Here is a 23878-nt window from a genome sequence, read left to right on the forward strand (position 1 = left end):
GGCTCCTCCGGGGAGCGCGCGTCCCGGCACCTGCGCCTTGGTCCGGCATGCGCGTCCCCGCACCGGCACGCTTGTCGGGGGCGTGCGTCCCCGCACCGCTGTCAGAACATGCTGAGCAGCTGCTCCACGGTCGGCTCGGCGGTCGAGTCCCCGTCGGGCAGCGGGAGTTCGAACCAGACCGTCTTGCCGCGCGGGGTCCGGCGCGACCCCCAGGCCGCGCTCAGCAGCCCGACCAGCTGGAGTCCGCGGCCTCCCTCGTCGGTGTCGCGTGCCCGCCGGCGGCGCGGCTGGACGAGGCCCGCGTCCCAGACCTCGCAGACGAGGGTGCGGTCCCGCAGCAGCCGCAGACGGATCTCGCCCTCGCCGTACCGCAGGGCGTTGGTGACCAGTTCGCTCACCAGCAGCTCGACCGTGTCCACGAGCGCTTCCAGGTCCCAGGAAACCAGCTGGGCCCGGGCCAGCTCGCGGGCCCTGCCCACGGAACGGGGCTCGCGCGGCAGCCGCCAGTCGCCCACCGCCTCCAGCGGCAGCCCCTGTATCCGGGCCATCAGGAGGGCGATGTCGTCCTCGCCGTGGCGGGTGTCCAGAGTCGTCAGTACGTGGTCGCAGACGTCCTCGAGCGAGCGGACCGCGCCGATCGCGGGCGGCGCGTCGGGGCGCAGCGCCGGAGAGCTGTGCGGGCCGGGTCCCGTGCGGGCCGGGTCGGTTAGCGCCGAGCGGAAGGCCCGCAGGCCTTCGTCGAGGGGGTGGTCCCGCGACTCGACGAGCCCGTCGGTGTAGAGCGCGAGGAGCGCGCCCTCGGGGAGTTCGACCTCGACCTCCTCGAAGGGCTCGCCGCCGACGCCGAGCGGCATCCCGGGCGGGACGTCGAGGAGCAGTGCCTCCTCGCCCGGTTCGACCAGGACGGGGGGCAGATGACCGGCGTTGGCGAAGGTGCAGCGCCGGGTGACCGGGTCGTAGACGGCGTAGACGCAGGTGGCGAGATAGACCTCGGAGAGGTCCGCCTCGCGGGACTTGTGGGCGACGCGCGAGGCCTGCTGGGTCCCGCTGGGGCTGCCGAGACCGCGGGCGATCTCGTCGAGTGCCGAGAGCACCTCGGCCGGTTCCAGGTCCAGCAGCGCCAAGGTGCGTACCGCGGTGCGCAGTTCACCCATGGCGACCGCGGCGCGCAGTCCTCGGCCCATCACGTCACCGACGACCAGGGCGGTGCGGTGACCGGGGAGTTCGATGACGTCGAACCAGTCACCGCCCACCTCGGTGGCGGTGTTCCCGGGGAGATAGCGACACGCGATGTCGAGGCCGGCGGCCTCCGGGTCGCCCGGCGGCAGCAGGCTGCGCTGGAGGATGAGGGCCCGCTCGTGCTCCCTGCGGTAGAGGCGGGCGTTGTCCATACAGACCGCGGCGCGCGCGGCGAGTTCGACGGCGAGTGCCTGGTCCCGCTCGCCGAAGGGCTCGCTCCCCTTGGTCCGGGAGAACTGCACCAGCCCGACGACGGTGTCGTGCGCGACCATCGGCACGGCGAGCGTGGACTGGACGAGCGTGCCCTCCTCGCCGGGTATCGCCTGCACCCGGGCGCTCCGCAGGGCTGTCGAGCAGGGCGAGTTGAAGGAGTAGCGGTGCACCTCGCCGACCGCGGTGGGGGTGCCGTCCTGCTTGCTGCAGCCCGGTGTGGTGATCAGGGGGGCGTCGGAGACGGCGCTGGCGAAGGCGACGCGGCGCAGTTCGGCGCTGCCTCCCCCGTAGCTCTCCGGGTGGGGCGCGTCCCAGCGTCCGGGCGGTGCCTCGTCACCGGTGAGCAGCCCCTGGTAGAGGTCGACGGACGCGAGGTCGCAGAAGCCGGGCACGGCCACGTCGAGGAGTTCGCGTGCGGTGGTCTCCAGGTCCAGGGAGTTGCCGATGCGGGCGCTGGCCTCGTTCAGCAGGGCGAGATTGCGACGGGCGCTGGCGGCCTCGCGGGCGGCGACGTGGCGGCGCGTCACATCGGTACCGATTCCGGCCACCCCGATGGGCCGGCCGGATCCGCTGTGCACCCGGTAGAGGTTGATCGACCAGTGCCGACGGTCGGTGCTGTTCGGTGCCGCCCCGACGATCTGGAGATCGATCGCGGCCTCGCCGGTCTCCAGCACCCGGCGCAGCGAGGCATTCATCCGTTCCGCCTCGGGGCGGGACAGATAGTCGTGGACGGTCCGTCCGCGGTGCTCGTCGGCGGTGCCGCCGAAGACCGTGGCGAACCGCTCGTTGGTGCGCTGCACCTTGAGGTCGGTGCCGAAGAGGAGGAACCCGAAAGGAGATTGGCCGAAAATCGCCTGCGATGCGGCCAGATCGGTCTCAATCCCGCGCAGCGCGCGGACGTCGACGACGATGCAGAGCGCGGCCCTCTCGCCACTCTCCGTCTCACTCGGCATCACATAGACCTCGGCGACGCCGTGCGCGCCGCCCTCCCCCGGCATGCGGAACGGGACGAGCCCCGTCCACTCCTTGCCGTCGAGGATCTCCGCCACCTGGCGGTGCCCGCGCGGACGGAGCTCGGTGGGCATGAAGACCTCGACCGGGTCCTTGCCCCTGACCTCGGCCGATGTCATGCCGAAGAGGTCCACCGCACGCCGGCTCCACTGGTCGACCAGGCCGTCGGGGCCGATCGAGAAGGAAGCGACCTTGATGTAGTCATAGATCGAGCCAGGCGGACTGCTCTGCCATACGACATCGCTCGTCGTCTCAGGTATTTCGCTCACGCGACCGTCCCCTCCAGCTCACCGCACCGGACCGGCCATGACCGCAGTATTCAGCACTACGGCCCTGACGCACACGGCGTTCACGATCACAGCCCGGTCTCGTTCATTTTGAGCCGAGGGGGTCCGTGATCGTCGTCCCTTCGGACTTTTAACCAGCGAGAGGCAGCTCGAACCACACGGTCTTGCCCGTTCTGCCACGGCGGGTGCCCCAGCGTCGGGCACTGACGGCCACCAGTTGGAGCCCGCGTCCGCCCTCGTCGTCGGTGGTGGCCGACCGCTCGGTGGGCGGATCGGGAACGGGGTCGGACACCTCCACCAGCAGCGAAGGAGCGCTGCCGGCGGGCTCGAGACGGATGAGCCGCACCCCGATCGGACCTGATGCGTGGCGCAGGGAGTTCGTCACCAGCTCACTGACCAGCAGCACCGTCATGTCCTCGGTCGCGTGGTCCAGTCCCCAGGCGCGCAGGGTGTCCCTGACGGCATGACGGGCGGTACGGACGGCGTTGGGCTCGGCAGGGAAGGTCCACTCGGCACAGTCGCCGTCGGTGTCGATCACGCCGCTCACTTCCCAGACCAGCAGCAGGCGCCCTATTTCGGGGGGTTAATCAGCACATACCCGATATTCGAACCGAGATATCCCACTCGGGACAGCAATGGGTGCACCGTGGCACGAACGGCGTACAGATCACTCCCGTGCGCTGCCTGCCGAGATGCCCGCGCCACCGCCTCGCCGGGTTCGGCCACCGATGCCACGGTCACGACCACCGACGCCGGCGCCACCGATGTCACCGTCACAGCCGGCGACCGACACGGCCGCCGCTCTCGCGCAGCAGACGGGCCGCCTCCGCGACCGCCGGGCGGTCCTGGTCGAGCCAGTCGACGGTGTCGGTCTCGTCCGGGCCCAGCCAGCGCAGCGCGTCGTGGTCCTCCAGCGGCCGGGGTTCCCCGGAGACCAGCCGGGCCGTCCAGACGTGCAGGACATATCCCGGCTTCAGGGGCCACTCCCCCGGGATGCGCGCCAGCGGCTCCGTCTCGACGCCGAGCTCCTCGCGCAGCTCGCGGACCAGCGCCTCCTCGGGCAGCTCACCCGGTTCGAGCTTGCCGCCGGGCAGTTCCCAGCGGCCGGCGAGTTCGACAGGGGCGCTGCGGCGGGCCGCCAGCAGGCGCCCCCCGTCGTACAGGGCTCCGGCCACCACGACACGATCAGTCATGCGCCGGAGCGTACTGCGCTGTGCGAACCGGCGGTCAGCGCGTGGTCTGCCCGATACGCTCGACCCAGTAGAGCTGCCTGTGACCCTTGCCGTCGAGCGTGTCGGCGATGTGCTGGGCCTCGTCCTGCGTGGCGTACCGGCCGACGCGATAGCGGTTGCCGTTGTCGTCCTGTCGTATGACCAGCCACGGGAGCACGGGGCCGCCGTCGTTCATCGCGCCCCTCCCTCGGTGGGTCGGTGTGTCTGTAACGATCGCCAGGAAACCGCACTACGCATATGCCCGAGCGTACGCCTGACCTTTACTCAGCGGATACGTGTTTACACAAAGAGATAAGAAAGAGGGGCGCATCCGGCGTGGATGCGCCCCCTTCCGGCTGGTTTCCGGCAGGTCCTACGCACCCGCGGACGGACCGGCCGGCACCGCCGCCAGGGCTCGCCGGACCGTCGGCACCGGCATCAGGACCGGTCCGGACGCCGGGTCCTTGCGGCAGACGTCACCGCACTCGGCGTCCAGGGAGCAGCACAGCGAGCAGATCGGGCCGGACTGCACCGGGCAGTCGGCGATGTCCGGGAGTTCGTACGCCGTCTCGCACACCCCGCAGGTGTGGGTCGCGGTGATGTCCCCGACCTCCACGCCGGGGCCGTTCACCGGGTTCGGCCGGGCGAGGTAGTACCGGCCCTTCGTCGCCCAGGCGATCAACGGGCACAGCACGAGCGCGAGTCCGGCGGCGATGAAGGTGGAGAAGGCCTCGGCGTACCGGCCGAAGAGTCCGAAGAACGCGAGGATCGAGACGGTGGAGGCGATGACCATCGCGCCGAAGCCGGCCGGATTGACGGAGCGGAGATAGGCCCGTTTGAACTCGATGTACGGCGGGCTGAGTCCGATCCGCTTGTTGATGACCAGGTCGGCGGCCACGGCCGCGATCCAGGCGATGCCCACGTTCGAGTAGAAGCCGAGCAGCTTGCCCAGGGCGGCGAACATGTTCATCTCCATCAGCGTCAGCGCGATGGCGAGATTGAGGAAGATGTACCAGACCCGGCCCGGGTGGCGGTGGGTGATCCGGGAGAAGAAGTTCGACCAGGACAGTGAGCCGCTGTAGGCGTTGGTCACATTGATCTTGATCTGCGAGACGATGACGAAGAGCGCGGCCGCGGGCAGCGCCACCGACCCCAGCCAGGGCTTCAGCGCCTCCAGTTGTGGCGCGATCGGCTCCAGGGCGTGCGTCTTGCCGACGGCCTCCAGCGCGACGAAGGCGAGGAACGCGCCGCCGATCTGCTTGGCGGCGCCGATGATCACCCAGCCCGGACCGGCCGCGAGAACGGCCAGATTCCAACGCCGCCTGTTCTGCTCGGTCTTGGCCGGCATGAACCGGAGGTAGTCGGCCTGTTCACCGATCTGGGCGATCAGCGAGAGCGCCACTCCAGTGCCCAGACCGAAGCCGATCCAGGAGAAGCCCGACCCGGCCCCCTCCGTACCGCCGAAGGAGCCGAACGCGCCCCAGGCGTCCGGGGCTTCGAAGGCCAGCACCACGAAGGGCAGCACCATCCCGATGATCCAGATGGGCTGGGTCCACGCCTGCACCTTCGCCAGCGCGCCCATGCCCCGGAAGACGATCGGGATGACGATCAGCGTGGTGACGAGATAGCCGATCTCGACCGGCAGCCCGACGGCCTGGTGCATCGCCTGGGCCATGATCGAGCCTTCGAGCGCGAAGAAGATGAAGGTGAAGGAGGCGTAGATCAGGGAGGTCAGCGTCGAGCCGAAGTAGCCGAATCCGGCGCCGCGCGTGACGAGGTCCATGTCCAGGCCGTACTTCGCGCACGCCCGCGCGATCGGGATCCCCGTGAGGAAGATGATCGCCGCGGCCGTGAGGATGGAGGCGAGTCCGCTCGTGAAGCCGTAGGTGAAGACGATCGACGCACCGATGGCGAAGTCGGCGAGATACGCGATACCGCCGAGTGCGGTGCCGGCGACCATCGAGGGCGACCAGCGCCGGAACGAGTGCGGCGCATAGCGCAGCGAGTAGTCCTCACGGCTCTCGTCGGCGGCCAGTCTCGCGTAGCTGCGGCGGGGTCCCGGCCCCTCGGCGACCGCTCCTCCCGCGTCGGCCGCCGGTCGACCCCCTTCGTCCGGCGTCCTGGTGACAGATGTGGCGGTGTCCGTCATCGATGGCTTCCCGTCCGTCGGTCCGTGTGCGGATACATGCGGTGCACGGACGGGAAGGTAGGAGCCGGACATGACAGGGCGGAGCAGGGGGCGATTGCCCGGTGGTTACGGCACGGCGGGCGGCGTTAACTCGTGATCACGGACCCCGGACGGTCTGTTCGGGTAGCGGTCACTTCACCGGCAGGTGGTATGCGATCCGGAAGCGGTCGGCAGGGACGACCACATCGGCCGTCTCGACCGCCCGCCCCGAGGCGTAGTAGGTCCGCTCCACGACCATGACCACATGGCCGGGCACACCGCCGAGCGCCAGGAGCTCCTCCGCCAGCCCCGGGCGCGCACCGACCTGCTCCGCCACGTTGTCCACGACGATGTCGATGGCCGCCATCCGCTCCACGACACCGCAGCCGCCCAGCGGCCCCTCCTCCGGCAGCATCACCGGGGTGCGCCCGGTCACTTCGAGCGGTTCCCAGGAGGTGGAGAGCATGGTGACCTCACCGGCGTCGCGGAACACATAGCGGGTCCGCATCACCCGGGCGCCCGGCTCGATACCGAGCCGCTCGGCGATCTCCGGGCTCGCGCCCTCCTGTTCGCTGCTGGACTCCCAGGTGCCGCGGGTGCCGTCCGCCGCCTGTTCCTGACGGAAGGGGTTCGCACCCACGGGCGGGCGGTAGCCCGAGCGGGAGATGCGGCGCGGCACGGGCCGCTCGCGGACGTACGTCCCGGAGCCGGAGCGGCCTTCGACCAGACCTTCCGCCATCAGGACCTTGCGCGCCTCCAGGGCGACCGTGTCGGACACCCCGTACTCCTCGCGGATACGGGCCTGCGAAGGGAGCCGGGTGTGCGGCGGCAGCGAGCCGCTGACGATCTTCTGGCGGAGATCGCCCGCAACGCGGAGATACGCGGGCTGCTCACCGAATGTCACTGGCCACTCCCATCGCATTGACAGACAGCAACAGCCTCGCAACCGACGGTTGTTGACCGCAACTGTGGGCCAAAGATTCACTCGAAGTGATGAGTCGCCGGTGCATCGCGGTTTGTCGCGGACAGGGGCCGATCATTCCGTGCCAACCCATTGACCACAATGGTCCAGACCAATACGTTCCTGGCAGCACAACTCCGTTCACGGAACCTTCCGGCACACGCACAGGAATGAGTCCCATGCGTCGAAGAACCTTTGTCCGGACGGCTGTTGCAGCCTGTTCGCTCTCACTCCTCGCGGCGCTCGCCCCCGCCGCGTCGGCCGGCACCAGCACATCGGCGCCGGCCGCGGCCGGCCAGAGCCACGGCGGCCCCTCGTACAAGCGCGTCGGCTACTTCACCCAATGGGGCGTCTACGGCCGGGACTTCCAGGTCCAGGACATGGACACCAGCGGCCAGGCCGCCAAGCTCACGCACATCAACTACGCCTTCGGCAACGTGAACGCCGAAGGCAGGTGCTTCACCGGGAACATCCCCGGCGAGGCCGACGCCTGGGCGGACTACGCCCGCCCGCTCGACGCGGAGAACTCGGTGGACGGCGTCGCCGACACCGCCGAACAGCCGCTCGCGGGCAACTTCAACCAGCTGCGGGAGCTCAAGGCCAAGCACCCCGGCCTCAAGGTGATGATCTCCCTGGGCGGCTGGAGCTGGTCCACCCACTTCTCCGACGCGGCCCTCACACCCGCCTCCCGCAAGGCGTTCGTCTCCTCCTGCATCGACCTCTACATCAAGGGCAATCTGCCGGTGGACGGCGCGCGCGGCGGCGCGGGCGCGGCGGCCGGGCTCTTCGACGGCATCGACCTCGACTGGGAGTGGCCCGGATCGGCGGGCGACACCGACACGGTCTACCGCCCGCAGGACAAGCGGAACTTCACCGCCCTGGTGCATGAGTTCAGGACCCAGCTGGACGCGTACGCCAAGACGCAGAAGAAGCGCAAGCACTACGAGCTGAGCGCCTTCGTGCCGACCGCGCCCGAGAAAATCGACGCGGGCTTCGAGGTCCACAAGATCATGCGGGACTTCGACTTCGTCAACCTCCAGGGATACGACTTCCATGTGTCCGGGGAGAAGACCACGGCGCAGCAGTCCGCGCTGTTCGCCAGGAACGACTTCAGCGTCGACCAGACGGTGCGCGACTGGCAGCGGCGCGGTGCTCCGGCCCGCAAGCTGGTGGTGGGCATGCCGTTCTACGGCCAGGGCTGGACGGGCGTGACGGGCGGCGGTGACGGCCTGAACCAGCCGGCGACCGCTCCCGCGCCCGCGACCTGGGCCGCCGGGTACGAGGACTACAAGGCCCTCAAGAAGCTGGCCGACGCGGGCACGTACACCGTGCACCGCGACCGGCGCGGCGGGCATGCCTGGCTCTTCGACGGCACCACCCTGTGGACGTACGACGACCCGCAGGTACTGCGGACCAAGTCCTCGTACATCCGTGACAGGGGTCTGGGTGGCGCCATGTTCTGGTCCCTGGACGGGGACACCGCGAACGGCGAGCTGATGACGGCCGTCGACCGCGGGCTCTCGCGCCGCTAGCGGCGCGCAGGCGGAACACGCGGAAGCCGGCGCCCGGGCCATGGCGGTCCGGGCGCCGGCTTCGTGCTCGCGTCGGCCGGGTTCATCGTGGTGCGTCATGGTTCGTCGTCCCGGCCGGCCGGCTGCCGCCCGGTGTCACGCCCCCGGATCGTCCGGCGGCGGCACCGACGTCAGCCCGAGAGCACGCCGTACCGAGACCTCGGTCGCCCGGACCAGTGTGTCCTCGCCCTGCAGGGCGTGGTCCCAGAAGGAGTCCTCCTCCTGGGCGCGGGCGGCCCTGTCCCAGTGGGCGCGTGCCCGGTCGAACTCCCCCGCCCGCCGCTCCGCTGCCGTCGCGACGGCAGCGGGCCACGCGTGCTCCCGCAGGGCGCGTGCCTGCGCGGCGAGTGTGGCGGACGTCTGCCGGGCCCAGTCCCGGTGACCCTGGGCGTTCTCGGGGAACTCCTCATCGGGTTCGCTCGCCGACCGCCCGGTGACGGCAGACTCGGCCTTCAGATAGGCGAGTTGATGAGGGTTCAGGCTCGTCGCGTCGCGTCGGAGCGAACCGGTCACCTTCGCACCGCTGACGGAGGCGAAACTGCAGGTCACCGCGGAGTCGCCGAGCCGCCAGCTCTCGTCGGTCGGCAGGTAGTAGTACGCCTCCATGCCCTTGGGGCGGTCCCAGGCGTCCAGGGCGTAGGCATCGTTGATCTCCTGACAGCGCTTCACGGCCAGGGTGTCGAGGCGGCTCTCCCCCGGGTAGTCGTCGAAGCCCGTCACTTCGAAGCCGCCGGACACCTCCGCCTCGTGCTTCAGCTCGCAGTCGACGACCTCGACGCCCGAGGTCTCCTCTTCCTCCGGCACCGCGGCGCCGGGGAGGTTGAAGCAGTCGCCCTTGCGCAGATCCAGGGTGCTGCGGTGCCGGGACGCCTGATCCACGCCCTTCTTGACGCCGTCCCACGTTTCGCCGATCCCGCCGGTGGCGAGTACGACCACGAGCAGCAGGGTGCTGACGGCGGAGAGGCCGGTGCCCGCGATCGCCATGCCCTTCCCGCGTTCACCCTTCTTCCTGATCTGGGCCAGGGCGATGAAGCCGAAGATCATGCCGAGCGGCGGCAGACAGCAGACGAGGCCGAGCACGAGGGAGGCGATGGACAGGCCGTTGACCGGCTGCACGGCCGGCGGCACCGGATACCCGGGGAACTGCTGGTGGGGCGGCTGCCCCCCGTACGGCTGGTACGGCTGCCCGCCGCCCTGCTGCGATGGGTACACGGCTGCGGTGCTCCTCGGGATGCGTCGACCTCGGCCGGTCCGTGCGAACGGGCGTGCGGATCATACGTGGCTCGGGAGGGCGTACGGAATGCGGGCGACGGAAAGGGGCGGCCGCCGTGGCGACCGCCCCTGCCGGCCCCTCAGGGGCCGTCGTACCGGACTGCGGATCTGTCGGACGAGCGTCGCAACGTCACCGCGTCACAACCGCGGCGCGTGCCGGCGTCACGGCGTCAGAACTGCAGGGCCCACGAGTCGATCTTGCCGACGTCCTGGGCGGCGTTGTCGCCGACCCGGAGCTTCCAGGTGCCGTTGGCGACCTCCGACGACGCGTTCACGGTGTACGTGGTGATCACGTTGTCCGCGCTGCCGCCCGTGCCGTACGCCTTGAGGTTGTAGACCGTGCCGTCGGGTGCGACCAGGTCGATGCGCAGGTCACCGATGTACGTGTGCTTGATGTCGACCGGAACGCTCAGCGCCGCGGGCGCGTTGCCGGTGACGCCGCTGACCGTGACGGGCGACTCGACCGTGGCGTTGTCGGTGATCGTGTAGTCGGCGGTGTTCTCGAACTTCTTCCCCGGGGGCGGGGTGTCGGTGCCGCCCACGTACAGCAGGCGGTTCGGCGAACCCGTGCCCGGGCTGCCCACCACACCGCTGGTGGCGGCGGTGGTCAGGGCCGTGGAGACCTGGGCCGGGGTCGCGGTCCGGTTGGCCGCGAGGTACAGCGCGGCCGCGCCGGCGACATGCGGAGTGGCCATCGAGGTGCCGGAGATGGTGTTCGTCGCCGCGTCACCGGTGTTCCAGGACGAGGTGATGGACGAGCCCGGCGCGAAGATGTCCAGCACCGTGCCGTAGTTGGAGAAGCTGGAGCGCGCGTCGGTGCTGGTGGTGGAGCCGACGGTGATGGCCTCGGTGACGCGTGCGGGCGAGTAGTTCGAGGCGTTGGCACCGTCGTTGCCCGCCGCGATGGCATAGGTGACGCCGGAGGCTATGGAGTTGCGCACCGCGGTGTCGAGGGCGGGGTCGACGCCGCCGCCCAGGCTCAGGTTGGCGACAGCCGGCTTGACGGCGTTGCGCGTCACCCAGTCGATGCCGGCGACGACCTGCTCGGTCGTGCCCGAGCCGCTGTTGTCCAGCACGCGCACGCCGACGATCCTGGCCTTCTTGGCCACACCGTGGGCGGTACCCGCGACGGTCCCGGCGACGTGTGTGCCGTGACCGTTGCCGTCCTGCGCGGTGTTGTCGTTGTCGATGGCGTCGAAGCCGTACGACGCCCGGCCGCCGAAGTCGCTGTGGGTGATCCGTACACCGGTGTCGATGATGTACGCGGTCACGCCCTCACCCGCGGTGTCCGGGTAGGTGTAGCTCCGGTTGACCGGCAGGGCGCGCTGGTCGATCCGGTCCAGGCCCCAGGACGGCGGGTTGGGCTGGGTGGCGGTCGCCTTGAAGACGCGGTTCTGTACGACGGACTCAACGGCCGGGTCCGCGGCGAACTTCCGGGCCTGCGCCTCGGAGAGCTGGACGGAGTAGCCGTTCAGCGCGGCGCTGTAGGTCTTGCGGATCTTCGCGCCGTACTCGGCGGCGAGCGCCCTGCCGGCGGTGGAGCCGGCCTCGGCCACGGATTCGTGCAGCGTGACGATGTAGCTGCCCTTGACGGCGCCGGGGGCGCCCGCGTTCTGGATGACACCTGACGGCGCCGGCTCGGCCGCACCGGCCGGGAGGGCGGAGACGGTGCCGAACGCGAGTGCCGCGACGGCTGTCGCACTGACCGCGGCGAGTCTTCGACGCGAATGACGCATCACTGACATGTGAGGGGTCCTCCTCATTGGTGGTGCGCTGCTGTGGGGGTCGGGCAGGCACATGACAATCACCGGCTGCTGAATCCCCTGTGCCGATGTGCCGCCTGCCGAGCGAAAGATTGTCGGACCCGCAGGAGTCCCCACAAGAGTTCACGGAGGGACGTAACACGCGCGCCACACAACGCCGTTGGGGCACACATGCCTGCCACGCAACGCCGTCGGACCTCATGTGCGCGCCATGTGGCGGGGGGTGGGCGGCGGGCCTGCGGCACGAGCCCGGTGGCGCCGGACGCACACGACCGGGGGCGGGCGGGGCAACACCCCTGCCCGCCCCCGAGCTTGTCCCGATCGTGAGTTCAGTGGGCCGGTTCAGTCGGGCTGTTCAGTCCGGCTGTTCACGCCGTCTGTTCAGCTCGCCTGTTCCTGCCGCCTGTTCATTCCGTCCGCAGTCCCGTCCGGTTCATTCCGTCCAGAACGTGTCGTGCCGGAAGTAGAACTCCGCCTGATCCTCCGGCGACCACTCGGTCGCCACCTCCGCGACCTTCTCGAAGTACTCCTCGCGCGGCGCCCCCGGCGTGAACAGGATCAGCATCGACGCCGGATCGTCCGACTCGTTGCGGAAGGCGTGCAGTCCGCCCTGCGGGACGTAGAGAAAGTCACCGGCCGTCCCGTCGATCCAGCTCTCGCCGTTGAACAGCCGCACCGTCCCCGAGATGACGAAGAACGACTCCGAGATCGACTTGTGGAAGTGCGTCCGCGGACCGCCGCCCCTCGGCGCCATGTCCATCCTGTAGAGCCCGAACTCACCGCCGGTGGCCGCGCCCGTGGCGAGGTAGTGCGTACGGCTGCCGCTCCCGGACACCACGTCGGCGGCGGTGTCCACGGGGCGGAACGTCGCGGAGATCTCGCCTTTCTCGCCCAGGTACTTCGGGTCCGGGTACGACATGTCCCTCACGTCTCCTCACGGTCGACCGGTCGCCCAGCGCGTCCTCCACCGCTCGGGACCGTCCGAAAAATAGGGTCCTGCGATGACCCTCTCGCGGATCTCCCCCCTCGCACCACTGGTCGCGAGCGCCCTGATCGCCACGGCTTTCCCGGCCGTCTCGCACGCCGGGACCGGCACGGCGCCCGCCCGGCCCGCGTCCGCGGCCTGCGAGAGCGACACCGATCCCGCCTGGGCACCCACGTCCACCACGCCCGAGGCGGCCGGGGACAACCACGCGTACACCGGAAACGGCTACCTCGGCATCCGGGTGCCGCCTCTCGGTTCAGGCTACGCCGAGAGTGCGGCCAAGACCGGCTGGCCGCTGTTCACGCCCCGCTACGACGGTGCCTTCGCCGCCGGTCTGTACGCGCACAACCCCGCCACCACGGCCGACCGTCAGGTCCTCGCGGCCCTGCCCACCTGGACGACGCTCGACGTACGCGTGGGCGACGAGACCTTCGGACCGGCCTCGCGGATCTCCGGCTACCGCCAGACCGTCTTCCGGCGCTGCGGTCTCGTGCGCACCTCCCTGACCTGGACGACCGCCGACGGCCGGACGACCGAGATGGTCCTCGACGTCGTCACCGACCGGTCCGATCCCCACACCGGGGCGGTACGGCTGCGGCTCACGCCGCACTGGGACGGCGAGCCCGAGGTCACCGACCGGCTCGACTGGCGCGGTGCCCGCCGGGTCACGCGCACCGGTGAGAACACCTTCCGCACGGACGGGACGGCGACGGACGGCGCGGTCGCCACGGCCCTTCGCCGCACGCGACACGGCGGCGTCCGCGAGTACGTGAAGTACGTCGGCGTGGACACCTCGCTCACCTCGCCCGATCCCCGGCGCTCCGCACGGGCCGCCGCGCGGCGGGCCGCCGACCGCGGCTGGCAGCGGCTCATGGACGCCAACTCCGCGGCCTGGTCGACGCTGTGGACGGCGGACGTGCTCACCCCCGGGCGGCCGGAGCTGCAGACCTGGCTGCGCTCGGCGCAGTACGGCCTGCTGGCGAGTTCTCGCCGAGGTTCCTCCGACAGCCTCGCCCCGACCGGTCTGACGAGCGACAATTACGCGGGACTGGTCTTCTGGGACGCGGAGACCTGGATGTACCCCGGCCTGCTCGCCACCCGCCCGGAGCTGGCACGCCCGGTCGTCGAATACCGCTACCGCACCCGAGAAGCAGCCGCCGAGAACGCCGCGAAGCTCGGCTTCAAGGGCCTGTTCTACCCCTGGACCAGCGGCGGGGAAGGCGCCCTCTGGTCCGAGTGCCAGAGCTGGAATCCGCCGCACTGTCTCACCCAGAACCACCTCCAGGGCGATGTCTCGCTGGCCGTCTGGCAGTACTACCTGGCCACCGGCGACCGCGGCTGGCTGCGCGAGCGGGGCTGGCCGCTGCTGAAGGGCATCGCCGAGTTCTGGGCCTCGCGCGTCACCGCCAACCCGGACGGCAGCTACTCCGTCAAGGACGTGGCCGGCCCCGACGAGTACAGCAACGGCGTCGACGACGGGGTGTTCACCAACGCCGGTGCGGCCACCGCTCTGCGCCATGCGATCCGCGCCGCCCGGCTCCTCGGCGAGAGCGCGCCGCCGGAGTGGCGGAGGACGGCGGACGGTCTGCGCATTCCGTACGACGCGGAGCGGAAGATCTTCCTCCAGTACGCCGGCTACAACGGCTCGCGGATCAAGCAGGCCGACACCGTGCTGCTGACCTACCCGCTCGAATGGCCGATGGAGCAGGGCGCGGGCGCGGCCACCCTCGACTACTACGCGGAGCGCACCGACCCCGACGGCCCCGCGATGACCGACTCGGTCCACGCCGTCGACGCGGCGGAGATCGGCGAGCCGGGCTGCTCGGCGTACACCTATCTCCAGCGCTCGATCAGGCCGTTCGTCCGCGGCCCGTTCGCCACGTTCGCCGAGGCCCGGGGCGACAAGGCGGGTGCGGACGATCCGCTCGCGGGCTCGCCGGCACAGGACTTCCTCACCGGGAAGGGCGGCTTCCTTCAGGTCTTCACGCACGGTCTCACGGGCCTGCGGCTGCGGGAGGACGGGGTGCGGATCGCCCCGACGCTGCCGCCGCAGCTAACGAGCGGTGTCACCCTGCGGGGCCTTCGCTGGCAGGGGCGTACGTACGACATCGCACTCGGCGCGCGTCGGACGACGGTACGGCTGACGCAGGGCGAGCCGTTCACGCTGCACACCCCCGCCGGACCGGTCCTGCTGAAACACTCGGTCACCCTGCCCACGCGCCGCCCGGACCTCGCACCGACGGACAACGCGGCCCGGTGCGTCACGGCGTCCGCGTCCTCGGAGGAGCCCGGGATGTATGCGGCAGCGGCGGTGGACGGCAGTCCGGCAACGGCCTGGGTACCGGACGGCGCGACCGGCACGCTGATGGCGGACCTCGGCCGTTCGACGGCGCTCGCGTCGGTGACCCCGCGGTGGACCGAGGTGCGCCCCGCCGCGTACACCGTCGAGGCGTCGAAGGACGCCGTGCACTGGGCGCCGTTCAGGCCGGGCGCCGCGGTGCGGCACATCCGGGTGACGGTGCGCTCGAAGGACGCGGAGAACCCGGCGGGCGTACGGGAGTTGACGGCGCGGCGCAGGGGCTGAGGCGATTGGGGCCGGGCCGAGGCCGCACCACCGGCAACGCTCGGGCCGATCCGCACCACCGGCAATGCCCGGTCCTGCCGGTCATGCCCGAGTGCCGTCCTGCCGGTCGCGCGCGTCCTGCCCGGTCCTGCCGGTCCCGGTCGACCTGCCCCGTCCTGCCGGTCCCGCCCGGGCCACCGCCGTCCCGCTCAGTCCCGCTCAGTCCCGCTTCCGAGCTCCGCGGCCCGCGGGCGCGTGCAGGCCGCGGCGGGCCGGCTGTCCGCAGTGGGCGCAGACGACCTCCGGCTCCAGCGTCTCTCCGCACGCGTGCTGAAGCGTCAGCGGCGGATCCCCGGCGTTGAGGTGCCGGTCGCCCCACTTCATCAGGGTGAGGAGGACGTCCCCGAGCTCCTGCCCCGCGGGCGTGAGGTGGTACTCGTAACGCGCCGGCCGGTCGCTGTACTGCTCCCGGCGCACGGCCCCCGCCGTCTCCAGCTTGCGCAGCCGGGCCGCGAGGATGTCCCGGGACGCCCCGGTGTTGCGGATGATCTGGTCGAAGCGCCGTACACCGTGGGTCAGTTCGCGGACGGCGAGCAGTGTCCAGCGCTCGCCGACAAGGTCGAGCGCATCCGCGATGGAGCACTCCCTGGGCTCGGCGCTCTTCGGCATACGGTTCATTCTAGGCCGCCCCTCCGTGCGGCCGGACGCCGTGGAAGCGGTGGGGGGCGGCCCTCGGACGGGCCGCCCACCGGCGCTTCAGAGGCGTTCGACGATGGTGGCGTTGGCGAGGCCGCCGGCCTCGCACATGGTCTGAAGCCCGTACCTCCCGCCGCGGTCCTCCAGGTTGTGCAGCAGCGTGGTCATCAGGCGCGCGCCGCTGGCGCCCAGCGGATGCCCGATCGCGATGGCGCCGCCCCGCACGTTCAGCCGGTCGGCCTCCACGCCCGTCTCCCGCTGCCAGGCCAGCACCACCGACGCGAACGCCTCGTTCACCTCGAACAGGCCGATGTCCCCGATGCCCAGCCCGGCCCGGGCGAGGACCTTCTCAGTGGCGGGCATGATCGCCGTAAGCATCAGCAGCGGATCGTCCCCGGCCACGGCGAAGGAGTGGAAGCGGGCGCGCGGGCGCAGACCCAGCCGCTCCGCGACATCCGCGCCCATGATCAGCAGCGCGGCCGCGCCGTCGTTCACCGGTGAGCTGTTGCCCGCCGTGATCTGCCAGCCGATCTCGGGGAAGCGCTCGCCGGTCGGGCCGTCGTGGTACGCCGACCGCAGACCGGCCAGCGCCTGCGCCGAGGTCCCCGGCCGTACGGATTCGTCCCGCTGCCCGGCCCAGGCGACCTCGCGGTCGAACTCCCCCGACTCCCAGGCGGCCGCGGCCCTGCGGTGGGACTCCAGCGCGAAGGCGTCCATCTCCTCGCGGGAGATCTTCCAGCGCGCGGCGATCAACTCGGCGCTGATGCCCTGTCCGACGAGGCCGTCCGGGTAGCGCTCGGCGAGCCGTCGCCCGTACGGGTCGCTGCCCGGCAGCACGTTGGAGCCCATCGGCACCCGCGACATCGACTCGACCCCACAGGCGATGGCGATGTCGTAGGCCCCGCTGATCACACCCTGCGCCGCGATGTGCGCGGCCTGCTGGGAGGAGCCGCACTGACGGTCCACGGTCATGCCGGGGACGCTCTCGGGGAACCCGGCGGCGAGCACCGCGTTCCGGGTGATGTTGACGGCCTGGTCGCCCACCTGGGTCACGCATCCGCCGATGACGTCGTCCACCAGACCGGGGTCGATCCCGGTGCGCTCCACCAGCGCGAGGAGCGTCCTGGCGAGCAGGTCGACGGGGGGTTCGTCGTGCAGCGCCCCTCCCGGCTTTCCCCTGCCGACCGGCGTCCGAACAGCTTCGACGATCACCGCGTCCCGCACTGTGCCTCCCGCGATCCTGCCGCCCACCCCGGTGGGCCGCACCAGTGGGTTGGAATTCACAACCCACCATGCGACGATGCATCCGTGCCGAGAGAGTTGTCAATCCCAACCGACTCCTGCGCAGGCGTTTCAGCGGCCTCGCAGCGTCGCCGCCGTGCTGCCGGTGCGCTCGCGCAGCAGGATCCGCAGGGTGTTGGCGTGCTCGTAGCCGACCTTCCGCGCGATGGAGTCCAGGGACAGATCGGTCGTCCGCAGCAGATGCGAGGCCCGCTCGACCCGCAGGTCCTGCACGAAGCGCACCGGCGAGGTCCCGAGCACCCGGCGCACGGTCCGCTGGAGGGTGCGCTCGCTGACACCCAGGGAGCGCGCGGCCTCGGCGACGTTCACCGGGCCGTCGAGATGCACCCTCACCCACCGCTCGAAGGCGGCGACCACCGGATCGCTCTGGGCCAGCGCGCTCGGGATGGTGTACGCCGACTGGGAGGGCCGCTCGTCGACGACGAGGTAGCGGGCCACGAGGTCCGCGAGGACGGGGCTGCCCATCCGGACGACCGCGAGCGCCAGATCGACGTGCCCGAACGCCGCACCCGCCGTCGTCACACCGTCCGATGTGGTGACCATCCGCGTCTCGTCGAGCGTCACCGCCGCGTAGCGCTTGCGGAAGACCGGCGCCAGCCACCAGCTGGTCGTCGCCCGGCGCCCGTCGAGTACGCCCGATTCGGCGAGCAGGAACGTCCCCGTACACGCGGACGCGACCGGCGTCCCCCGGTCACGCGCATCGGACACGAGGCGTCGTACGGCAGCCGAGTCCGGGCCGCCGACATGATCGAGCAGCGCCTCCGGACGGCGTTCCGCGAGCGCGGGCACGATCAGCAGGCCGGCTCCCTCGGCGCGGGCTGCGGGCGCCGTGGTCACGACGTGGCCCGCGCCCGTACGGATGCGCCGCCGGAAACCGATCGTCGTGACTTGCCAGGCGGGCGGCGGCTGCGGAAGCTCGCCCCGCATCGCGTTGGCCCCCTCGATCACATCGAGCACCGCCGAGAGCCCGGAATCGAACACGCCGTCGTAGACGAGCACCGCAACATCCATGGCGGAAACGGTATCGGATGCGTCGTTCACGCCACTGGGAGCGGCCGGGTCGCGACCCTAGGTTTGCGGATATCCCGCTGGACGGGACGCCCACCACGACGCGACGGAGCGACACACGATGAACATCGGACTGCTGGCCAGAATCGAGGCGCGGCCGGAGTACGCCGGCCAGGTCGAGGCGATGCTGGGCGACGCCCTGCGGCTCGCCCGCGCGGAGGACCACACCGTCACCTGGTTCGCGTTCAAGGAGAGCGACACGGTCTTCGGGGTCTTCGACACCTTCGAGAACGAGGAGGGGCGGACGGGCCATCTGCGCGGCCGTATCGCCGCCGCGCTGACGGAGGCCGCGGGGACGATGCTCGCTTCGCCACCGGACATCCGGCCCGTCGACCTGCTGGCCGTCAAGCTCCCCTGACCCATGAACCGCCCGCGGGCCGTTTCCCGGCGGCCCGCGGGCCCCATCACCCCGTCCACCGAGGAGATCCCCCATGCCCGAGCTGACGAGCCTGCCCGAGACGGTGGAGTTCACCGAGCCCCGGAGTCGTACCCACACCTGGTCCCTGCCCACGAGCTACGAGGCAGCGGGCCGGCTGACCGGGCTCGAACTGCTCAGCCTCACCATCGACGGCGGACTGCCGCAGCCGCCGATCTGCGGCACGCTCGGCTTCCGGCTCGTCGAGGCAGACGAGGGCCGCGCGGTGTTCGAGGGCGAAACCGGCGAGCACCTGCTCAACCCGATGGGCTCGGTCCACGGCGGCTACCTCGCGACGCTGCTCGACTCGGCACTCGGCTGCGCCGTGATGACCACCCTGGCGGCCGGCCGCGCCTACACGACCGTGCAGTTGGGGGTGAATCTGGTGCGCCCGGTGTTCGCCGACAGCGAGCGGCTGCGCTGCGAGGGAACGGTGATCCACGTGGGCCGCACGACGGCGACCGCCGAGGCACGGGTGACCGGGGCCGACAGCGGCAAGCTGTACGCACACGCGACGACGACCTGCGCCGTGTTCGCCTGGCAGGGAACGTCCTGACGCCGGAGGATCCACTCCATGACCGCAACGACCGTCGTCAATCTCAAGGGCCGTCGCGACGACCCCGGCTACGCGGACGTCGTCTATGTCGGCCGGCCCATGCACCGCGGGGGCTGGCACCTCGCCGGATCCCCGCTGGCGAGCCCGTACCGGCCGGGGAAGGACGGCACCCGCGAGGAGGTGGTGGAGATGTACCGGGCCCATCTGCTGTCCCGGCCCGACCTGTTGGCGATGCTTCCCGAGCTGCGGGGCCGCCGGCTCGGCTGCTGGTGCGTGCCGGAGCGCTGCCATGCGGAGCTGGTGGCGGAACTGGCGGACGCGGGGTACGGCGAGGACGGCGGGGCGTGACGGCGGCGGGGCGGTGGGCGGTGAAGTGCCGGCGAGCGTGACGGTGGCGGCGGCGGGCGGTGAGGTGCCGGCGGGCGTGACGGTGGCGGCGGCGGGCGGTGAGGTGCGGCGGGCGTGACGGTGGCGGCGGGCGGTGAGGTGCCGGCGGACCGGTGCACCACCTCCCCGCCCCTCCCCGAGGACTCAGCCCCGAGCCGCGAGTCGTCGCTGTTCCTCCTCGACGATCTGCCGGGCCAGCGACCCGTCCGAGATGTCGATCGCGTCGGGAGTGGCCTCCGCGACGTCACTGCGGCGCGCATACGCGTCGAACAGCCGTGACTTGTTCTCCAGGATCTCCAGCATCCGCTTGTCCACCCCGCTCGTGGCGAGCAGCCGGTGCACCTGCACGGCGCGTACCTGCCCCATCCGGTGCGCGCGGGCCACCGCCTGGTGCTCGATGGTCGGCTTGATCTGCGGCTCGCAGATGATCACGACGGAGGCCGCCTGAAGATTGAGCCCGACCCCGCCGGCCTCGATCTGGGCGAGGAGCACGGCATGCCCGGCCACCGCACTGAACTCGTCCACGATGTTCTGGCGCCGCCCGGGCGCCACGCTCCCGGAGATCGGGCCGTACGCCTGCGGCCCCAGGGCCTCCCCCACCGTCTCGAGCACATCGCGGAAGTAGGAGAAGACCAGTACCTTCAGCCCGTTGTCCGCCGCCTCGGCCACCAGCTCGCGCAGCCGCTGGAGCTTCGCCGACTTCTCCGCGTGGACGTACGCCGCCCGGCGCATCGCCATGAAGTTGCCCGCGTCCACGGCCTCCGCGTAGGCGTCCAGATCCGCCGCGCTGAGCTCCTCCCACTCGTCCGTGTGCAGCAGGCTGGGCAACTCGGTGAGCACGTCCTCCTGGTTGCGCCGCAGATAGCACGGCGCCACCGCCCTGCGGAACGCACGCGAGCCGACGGCACCCTCGACTCCCCCGATCTCGGGGGCCAGTTCGGGCTGGAGGTGGCGTACGAGACTGCGGAACTCCGCGACCCGGTTCTCCATGGGTGTCCCCGTGAGGAAGAGGACCCGCTCGCAGGGGGCGGCCCACTCGGCCACGGTCCTCGACCGCCGGGCCTCCGGGTTCTTCACATAGTGCGCCTCGTCGACGACCAGCATGCCCAGCTCCCCGGCGCCGGGAACGGGGAAGCCGCGCAGGGCGTCGTACGTCGTGATGGCGACACCGCCGCCGTCCTTCCACTGCGCGAACGCCTCCTGCCGGTCCGGACCGTGCAGCGGAATCGCCCGCAGGGCGCTGCGCGCCGAGACCTCGCGCGTCCAGTTGATCAGCACGCTCGCGGGGCACACCACCATGAAGTGGCTCTGCCCGGTCGCGGCGAGGTGCGCCAGGGCGGCGATGGCCTGGATGGTCTTGCCGAGGCCCATCTCATCGCCGAGGACGACGCGCCGCTGGGCCAGCACGAAGCGCGCGCCGAAGGACTGGTAGCCGCGCAACGAGACCCGGCGGAGGGTGTCGTCGAGCGGCTGCGCGCGCACCCGCTCGGCCACCTCACCGGGCAGGAACCCCTCCGCCGCCGCGAGGTCGGGCCCGCGGCCCGCGATCTCGGCCAGCAGGCTGTAGTACTCGGCCGAGCGCAGCTCGAAGTCGACCCAGGCCTCGACGTCGTCGGCGGGAGCACGCAGCAGGTCGACGGAGGCCTGCCCGAGCAGTACGGGTACGTCGTGGCTCCCGGCCTCCTCGGTCACCGCCAGGATCTCGGCGACCGCGGCGTGGACCCGCTCCCGCCGCTCCTGCCCGGCGAGCCACATCCGCAGCCGCCCACCGGCCGGCGCGGCCTCCACGAGCAGCGGCCCGAGCCGTCGGTCCAGCGCCTCGGCGGCGTCGACGGCCCGGCGCGCGTCGGGGCCGGCCTCGACGAGCCGGTGCAGGGCGACGACGAGCGCGGAGGTGCGGGGCTCGGGGTTGTCGACATCGATACGGACGGCGACGGTCTCCCCGACGGCCTCGGCGATCTGCCGGGCGGCGGCGAGCGCCTGATCGGCCGTCTGCTGCCCGACCCCGGGGATCTGCCGCAGCCGGTACCGGTCGGCGGCCAGCACGTCCCCCACGAAGCGGTACCCGGCCGCCTCGATGACGCCGAGCCTCAGCCGCCCCTCGGTGACGTCCTTGAGCCGCGCGACGGGTATCGCCGCGAGCTCGCGGCCGGCCAGTTCGTCGTGCAACGGAGCGAGGGCGGCCCGGACGGCCTCGACGGCCCGCCGATGATCCGCGAGGACCCCTAGCGCGGCCCGATGCAGCGCGGCCCCACCGCCGAGCACCTCCCGCGCCCGCCGCCCACCCGGTACGGGCCCCGCACTCACTGCCATGCCGCCCCTCGGTGCGTTTCTGCCACTGCGTGGCCGGCATCTTTCCACGGGAGCGGAGCCAAAAGCCCGGAAACCGCTACCGTGAAGCCATGACCGCACTGCCCGACTGGATGCGCCCGCCCCGCGCGGAAGGCTGGTTCGCGGAGGACTTGGACCGCCTCCCCGAGGCCCCCCGCCACACCGAGCTGATCGACGGAGCCCTCGTCTTCATGATGTCGCCGCAGCGCGCCTGGCACGGTCGCCTTGTCACCGCCCTGACCGTGGCCCTCACGTCCCAGGCTCCCGACGGCGTGGAAGTCGAACGAGAGATGACGATCCGCCTCGACGTCCGCAACCGTCCCGAGCCGGACATCGTGGTGACCACCGCCTCCTACGATCCGGACCGCACCTGGTTCGCTCCCGAGGACGTCCGGCTCGTCGTCGAGGTCGTCTCTCCCGAGTCCGCGCACCGCGATCGCACGGTCAAGCTCCGGAAATATGCGGAGGCAGGCATTCCGCACTACTGGTGCGTCGAGGACGAGGACGGCTCGCCCCTCGTCCATATCTATGAACTCGACCGCCCGACCGGCGCCTACGCGCCGGCCGGAATCGTGCGCGGGTACCTCCGCCGGACCGTGCCGTTCGAGATCACGCTCGACCTCGACAAGCTGACGCCGGGTCGTCCCCACTGACGCGTCCTGGTCGGTGGGTAGGGGCCGACCCCTGGAGGGGTCGACCCCTTCCGACCTGCCTGTTGGCGTGTCAGCGTGGCGACAAGGCGCCCGCTACACGTTGAAGCGGAACTCCACCACGTCCCCGTCCTGCATCACATACTCCTTGCCCTCCATCCGCGCCTTCCCCTTCGCGCGCGCGTCCGCCACCGACCCCGTCTCCACCAGGTCCTCGAACGAGATGACCTCCGCCTTGATGAAGCCCTTCTGGAAGTCGGTGTGGATCACACCTGCCGCCTCCGGAGCCGTCGCGCCCTTCTTGATCGTCCAGGCGCGGGACTCCTTCGGGCCCGCCGTCAGGTACGTCTGGAGGCCCAGCGTCCGGAAGCCGACGTGTGCCAGTGTCGCCAGGCCCGGCTCCTCCTGGCCCACCGACTGGAGGAGTTCGAGCGCCTCCTCGTCGTCGAGTTCCGCGAGGTCCGACTCCAGCTTCGCGTTGAGGAAGATCGCCTCCGCCGGGGCGACCAGCGCGCTCTGCTCCGCCTTGAACGTGTCGTCCGTCAGCTCGTCCTCGTCGACGTTGAAGACGTAGAGGAACGGCTTGGTGGTGAGGAGGTGCAGGTCGTGCAGGAGCTCCTCGTTGCCGGAGCCCTGGACGATGCCCGCCGAGAAGAGCGTGTCGCCCTTCTCCAGGATCTCCTTGGCCTCCTCGACCGCCTTGACCTTCGGCGCGATGTCCTTCTTGATCCGCGATTCCTTCTGCAGGCGCGGCAGGACCTTCTCGATGGTCTGGAGGTCGGCCAGGATCAGCTCGGTGTTGATCGTCTCGATGTCGTCCTTCGGCGAGACCTTGCCGTCGACGTGGACGACGTTCTCGTCCTTGAAGGCGCGGATGACCTGGCAGATCGCGTCGGACTCCCGGATGTTCGCCAGGAACTTGTTGCCCAGGCCCTCGCCCTCGCTCGCGCCGCGCACGATGCCGGCGATGTCGACGAAGTCCACCGTCGCCGGGAGGACCCGCTGGGAGGAGAAGATCTCCGCCAGCTTGGTCAGGCGCGGGTCGGGGACGCCGACCACGCCGACGTTCGGCTCGATCGTGGCGAACGGGTAGTTGGCCGCCAGCACGTCGTTCTTGGTCAGGGCGTTGAACAGGGTCGACTTGCCGACATTCGGCAGGCCGACGATTCCGATCGTGAGCGACACGTTGGCGACTTCCTGAAGTGAGGACTGGCGATGGGCGCCCGGCCC

The 23878-nt window shown here is 71.1% G+C and carries 20 protein-coding genes; 6 read left to right on the forward strand and 14 right to left on the reverse strand.

Going from position 1 to position 23878, the window contains the following annotated elements; translation table 11 throughout:
• Positions 1-101: 101 nt before the first annotated feature.
• From RPQ07_RS13185 to RPQ07_RS13210, 6 genes are all read right to left on the reverse strand, one after another.
• Positions 102-2732, reverse strand: a complete 2631-nt coding sequence (locus tag RPQ07_RS13185; RefSeq protein WP_313944320.1) for a SpoIIE family protein phosphatase — start codon at positions 2730-2732, stop codon at positions 102-104.
• A gap of 148 nt (positions 2733-2880) precedes the next feature.
• Positions 2881-3297 carry an ATP-binding protein gene (locus RPQ07_RS13190; protein ID WP_313944321.1) on the reverse strand — a complete coding sequence of 139 codons (417 nt, stop codon included), beginning with the start codon at positions 3295-3297 and terminating at the stop codon, positions 2881-2883.
• 226 nt (positions 3298-3523) lie between these two features.
• Positions 3524-3943 carry a (deoxy)nucleoside triphosphate pyrophosphohydrolase gene (locus tag RPQ07_RS13195; RefSeq protein ID WP_313944322.1) on the reverse strand — a complete coding sequence of 140 codons (420 nt, stop codon included), beginning with the start codon at positions 3941-3943 and terminating at the stop codon, positions 3524-3526.
• A 34-nt stretch (positions 3944-3977) separates the two neighbouring features.
• Positions 3978-4157 (reverse strand): SPOR domain-containing protein, encoded by a 180-nt coding sequence (locus tag RPQ07_RS13200; protein ID WP_313944323.1) that lies wholly within the window; start codon positions 4155-4157, stop codon positions 3978-3980.
• 177 nt (positions 4158-4334) lie between these two features.
• Positions 4335-6110, reverse strand: coding sequence for a hypothetical protein (locus tag RPQ07_RS13205; protein ID WP_313944324.1), 1776 nt, complete (start codon positions 6108-6110; stop codon positions 4335-4337).
• A 169-nt stretch (positions 6111-6279) separates the two neighbouring features.
• Positions 6280-7032, reverse strand: coding sequence for a GntR family transcriptional regulator (locus tag RPQ07_RS13210; RefSeq protein WP_313944325.1), 753 nt, complete (start codon positions 7030-7032; stop codon positions 6280-6282).
• Positions 7033-7268: 236 nt separating this feature from the next.
• On the opposite strand from RPQ07_RS13210, the gene RPQ07_RS13215 reads away from it, so the two are divergent.
• Positions 7269-8621 carry a glycoside hydrolase family 18 protein gene (locus RPQ07_RS13215; RefSeq protein WP_313944326.1) on the forward strand — a complete coding sequence of 451 codons (1353 nt, stop codon included), beginning with the start codon at positions 7269-7271 and terminating at the stop codon, positions 8619-8621.
• 135 nt (positions 8622-8756) lie between these two features.
• On the opposite strand, the gene RPQ07_RS13220 is transcribed toward RPQ07_RS13215, so the two are convergent.
• The 3 genes from RPQ07_RS13220 to RPQ07_RS13230 all read right to left on the reverse strand — a co-directional run bounded on the left by RPQ07_RS13220 (position 8757) and on the right by RPQ07_RS13230 (position 12614).
• The gene (locus tag RPQ07_RS13220; protein WP_313944327.1) at positions 8757-9872 is read right to left on the reverse strand and encodes a DUF4190 domain-containing protein; all 1116 of its coding nucleotides are present in this window, start codon (positions 9870-9872) and stop codon (positions 8757-8759) included.
• Between the two features lie 230 nt (positions 9873-10102).
• Positions 10103-11677 (reverse strand): S8 family peptidase, encoded by a 1575-nt coding sequence (locus tag RPQ07_RS13225; protein WP_313944328.1) that lies wholly within the window; start codon positions 11675-11677, stop codon positions 10103-10105.
• A gap of 451 nt (positions 11678-12128) precedes the next feature.
• Positions 12129-12614 carry a cupin domain-containing protein gene (locus RPQ07_RS13230; protein WP_313944329.1) on the reverse strand — a complete coding sequence of 162 codons (486 nt, stop codon included), beginning with the start codon at positions 12612-12614 and terminating at the stop codon, positions 12129-12131.
• Positions 12615-12696: 82 nt separating this feature from the next.
• Here RPQ07_RS13230 and RPQ07_RS13235 point away from each other — a divergent pair, with 82 nt between their 5' ends.
• Positions 12697-15264, forward strand: a complete 2568-nt coding sequence (locus RPQ07_RS13235) for a glycosyl hydrolase family 95 catalytic domain-containing protein (RefSeq protein ID WP_313944330.1) — start codon at positions 12697-12699, stop codon at positions 15262-15264.
• A 198-nt stretch (positions 15265-15462) separates the two neighbouring features.
• Here RPQ07_RS13235 and RPQ07_RS13240 read toward each other — a convergent pair whose 3' ends face one another.
• The 3 genes from RPQ07_RS13240 to RPQ07_RS13250 form a co-directional block, all read right to left on the reverse strand.
• A complete protein-coding gene (locus RPQ07_RS13240) occupies positions 15463-15912 on the reverse strand; it encodes a helix-turn-helix domain-containing protein (protein ID WP_313944331.1) in 450 nt (149 codons plus the stop codon).
• 87 nt (positions 15913-15999) lie between these two features.
• A complete protein-coding gene (locus RPQ07_RS13245; protein WP_313948881.1) occupies positions 16000-17163 on the reverse strand; it encodes a thiolase family protein in 1164 nt (387 codons plus the stop codon).
• Positions 17164-17292: 129 nt separating this feature from the next.
• Positions 17293-18252 carry a GlxA family transcriptional regulator gene (locus RPQ07_RS13250; RefSeq protein WP_313944332.1) on the reverse strand — a complete coding sequence of 320 codons (960 nt, stop codon included), beginning with the start codon at positions 18250-18252 and terminating at the stop codon, positions 17293-17295.
• Between the two features lie 118 nt (positions 18253-18370).
• On the opposite strand from RPQ07_RS13250, the gene RPQ07_RS13255 reads away from it, so the two are divergent.
• The 3 genes from RPQ07_RS13255 to RPQ07_RS13265 all read left to right on the forward strand — a co-directional run bounded on the left by RPQ07_RS13255 (position 18371) and on the right by RPQ07_RS13265 (position 19628).
• Positions 18371-18667: an antibiotic biosynthesis monooxygenase gene (locus tag RPQ07_RS13255; RefSeq protein ID WP_313944333.1), complete on the forward strand. Its 297-nt coding sequence runs from the start codon at positions 18371-18373 to the stop codon at positions 18665-18667.
• 73 nt (positions 18668-18740) lie between these two features.
• Complete coding sequence (locus RPQ07_RS13260; protein WP_313944334.1) at positions 18741-19280, forward strand: PaaI family thioesterase; 540 nt, start codon at positions 18741-18743, stop codon at positions 19278-19280.
• Positions 19281-19298: 18 nt separating this feature from the next.
• The gene (locus RPQ07_RS13265; protein ID WP_313944335.1) at positions 19299-19628 is read left to right on the forward strand and encodes a DUF4326 domain-containing protein; all 330 of its coding nucleotides are present in this window, start codon (positions 19299-19301) and stop codon (positions 19626-19628) included.
• Between the two features lie 183 nt (positions 19629-19811).
• Here RPQ07_RS13265 and RPQ07_RS13270 read toward each other — a convergent pair whose 3' ends face one another.
• Positions 19812-21980 carry a DEAD/DEAH box helicase gene (locus RPQ07_RS13270; RefSeq protein WP_313944336.1) on the reverse strand — a complete coding sequence of 723 codons (2169 nt, stop codon included), beginning with the start codon at positions 21978-21980 and terminating at the stop codon, positions 19812-19814.
• 89 nt (positions 21981-22069) lie between these two features.
• Between RPQ07_RS13270 and RPQ07_RS13275 the strand changes: the two genes are divergently transcribed.
• Complete coding sequence (locus RPQ07_RS13275) at positions 22070-22651, forward strand: Uma2 family endonuclease (protein ID WP_313944337.1); 582 nt, start codon at positions 22070-22072, stop codon at positions 22649-22651.
• Between the two features lie 93 nt (positions 22652-22744).
• Here RPQ07_RS13275 and ychF read toward each other — a convergent pair whose 3' ends face one another.
• Positions 22745-23833 carry a redox-regulated ATPase YchF gene (ychF, locus tag RPQ07_RS13280; protein ID WP_313944338.1) on the reverse strand — a complete coding sequence of 363 codons (1089 nt, stop codon included), beginning with the start codon at positions 23831-23833 and terminating at the stop codon, positions 22745-22747.
• Positions 23834-23878: the final 45 nt, after the last annotated feature.

The organism is Streptomyces sp. AM8-1-1, from assembly GCF_032229325.1.
GTDB classification, from domain to species: Bacteria; Actinomycetota; Actinomycetes; order Streptomycetales; family Streptomycetaceae; genus Streptomyces; species Streptomyces achmelvichensis.

What these genes read in the sequence shown, in the direction of transcription:
- RPQ07_RS13195 (WP_313944322.1), bottom strand. Translation starts at nt 3,943, where the DNA reads ATGACTGATCGTGTCGTGGTGGCCGGAGCCCTGTACGACGGGGGGCGC.
- RPQ07_RS13200 (WP_313944323.1), bottom strand. Translation starts at nt 4,157, where the DNA reads ATGAACGACGGCGGCCCCGTGCTCCCGTGGCTGGTCATACGACAGGAC.
- RPQ07_RS13205 (WP_313944324.1), bottom strand. Translation starts at nt 6,110, where the DNA reads ATGACGGACACCGCCACATCTGTCACCAGGACGCCGGACGAAGGGGGT.
- RPQ07_RS13215 (WP_313944326.1), top strand. Translation starts at nt 7,269, where the DNA reads ATGCGTCGAAGAACCTTTGTCCGGACGGCTGTTGCAGCCTGTTCGCTC.
- RPQ07_RS13225 (WP_313944328.1), bottom strand. Translation starts at nt 11,677, where the DNA reads ATGTCAGTGATGCGTCATTCGCGTCGAAGACTCGCCGCGGTCAGTGCG.
- RPQ07_RS13230 (WP_313944329.1), bottom strand. Translation starts at nt 12,614, where the DNA reads ATGTCGTACCCGGACCCGAAGTACCTGGGCGAGAAAGGCGAGATCTCC.
- RPQ07_RS13235 (WP_313944330.1), top strand. Translation starts at nt 12,697, where the DNA reads ATGACCCTCTCGCGGATCTCCCCCCTCGCACCACTGGTCGCGAGCGCC.
- RPQ07_RS13240 (WP_313944331.1), bottom strand. Translation starts at nt 15,912, where the DNA reads ATGCCGAAGAGCGCCGAGCCCAGGGAGTGCTCCATCGCGGATGCGCTC.
- RPQ07_RS13250 (WP_313944332.1), bottom strand. Translation starts at nt 18,252, where the DNA reads ATGGATGTTGCGGTGCTCGTCTACGACGGCGTGTTCGATTCCGGGCTC.
- RPQ07_RS13255 (WP_313944333.1), top strand. Translation starts at nt 18,371, where the DNA reads ATGAACATCGGACTGCTGGCCAGAATCGAGGCGCGGCCGGAGTACGCC.
- RPQ07_RS13260 (WP_313944334.1), top strand. Translation starts at nt 18,741, where the DNA reads ATGCCCGAGCTGACGAGCCTGCCCGAGACGGTGGAGTTCACCGAGCCC.
- RPQ07_RS13265 (WP_313944335.1), top strand. Translation starts at nt 19,299, where the DNA reads ATGACCGCAACGACCGTCGTCAATCTCAAGGGCCGTCGCGACGACCCC.
- RPQ07_RS13270 (WP_313944336.1), bottom strand. Translation starts at nt 21,980, where the DNA reads ATGGCAGTGAGTGCGGGGCCCGTACCGGGTGGGCGGCGGGCGCGGGAG.
- RPQ07_RS13275 (WP_313944337.1), top strand. Translation starts at nt 22,070, where the DNA reads ATGACCGCACTGCCCGACTGGATGCGCCCGCCCCGCGCGGAAGGCTGG.